General features: G+C 55.8%; 1 rRNA gene. It reads right to left on the bottom strand.

The annotated features are described in order from the left end of the window. Positions 1–21 precede the first annotated feature (21 nt). Positions 22–1,195, bottom strand: a 23S ribosomal RNA gene (locus CU044_RS37085); the annotation flags it as partial.

Genomic DNA, 1,195 nt, shown 5'->3' with positions numbered 1-1,195 from the left:
ACACAGTGGACGCGAGCAACTGAGGACAAGCCCTCGGCCTATTAGTACCGGTCAACTCCACCAGTCACCTGGCTTCCATATCCGGCCTATCAACCCAGTCGTCTACTGGGAGCCTTAACCCCTCAAAGGAGGTGGGAGTCCTCATCTCGAAGCAGGCTTCCCGCTTAGATGCTTTCAGCGGTTATCCTTTCCGAACGTAGCCAACCAGCCATGCCCTTGGCAGAACAACTGGCACACCAGAGGTTCGTCCGTCCCGGTCCTCTCGTACTAGGGACAGCCCTTCTCAAGACTCCTACGCGCACAGCGGATAGGGACCGAACTGTCTCACGACGTTCTAAACCCAGCTCGCGTACCGCTTTAATGGGCGAACAGCCCAACCCTTGGGACCGACTCCAGCCCCAGGATGCGACGAGCCGACATCGAGGTGCCAAACCATCCCGTCGATATGGACTCTTGGGGAAGATCAGCCTGTTATCCCCGGGGTACCTTTTATCCGTTGAGCGACGGCGCTTCCACAAGCCACCGCCGGATCACTAGTCCCGACTTTCGTCCCTGCTCGACCCGTCGGTCTCACAGTCAAGCTCCCTTGTGCACTTACACTCAACACCTGATTACCAACCAGGCTGAGGGAACCTTTGGGCGCCTCCGTTACACTTTAGGAGGCAACCGCCCCAGTTAAACTACCCATCAGACACTGTCCCTGATCCGGATCACGGACCCAGGTTAGACATCCAGCACGACCAGAGTGGTATTTCAACGACGACTCCACCTGAACTGGCGTCCAAGCTTCACAGTCTCCCACCTATCCTACACAAGCCGAACCGAACACCAATATCAAACTATAGTAAAGGTCCCGGGGTCTTTCCGTCCTGCTGCGCGAAACGAGCATCTTTACTCGTAGTGCAATTTCACCGGGCCTATGGTTGAGACAGTCGAGAAGTCGTTACGCCATTCGTGCAGGTCGGAACTTACCCGACAAGGAATTTCGCTACCTTAGGATGGTTATAGTTACCACCGCCGTTTACTGGCGCTTAAGTTCTCAGCTTCGCCAACCCGAAGATTGACTAACCGGTCCCCTTAACGTTCCAGCACCGGGCAGGCGTCAGTCCGTATACATCGCCTTACGGCTTCGCACGGACCTGTGTTTTTAGTAAACAGTCGCTTCTCGCTGGTCTCTGCGGCCACCCCAAGCTCA

Source organism: Streptomyces sp. L-9-10 (assembly GCF_004151105.1).
Taxonomy (GTDB): Bacteria; Actinomycetota; Actinomycetes; order Streptomycetales; family Streptomycetaceae; genus Streptomyces.
The sequence above is the reverse complement of the archived record's forward strand: the minus strand, read 5'-3'. Positions and strand labels throughout refer to the sequence as shown.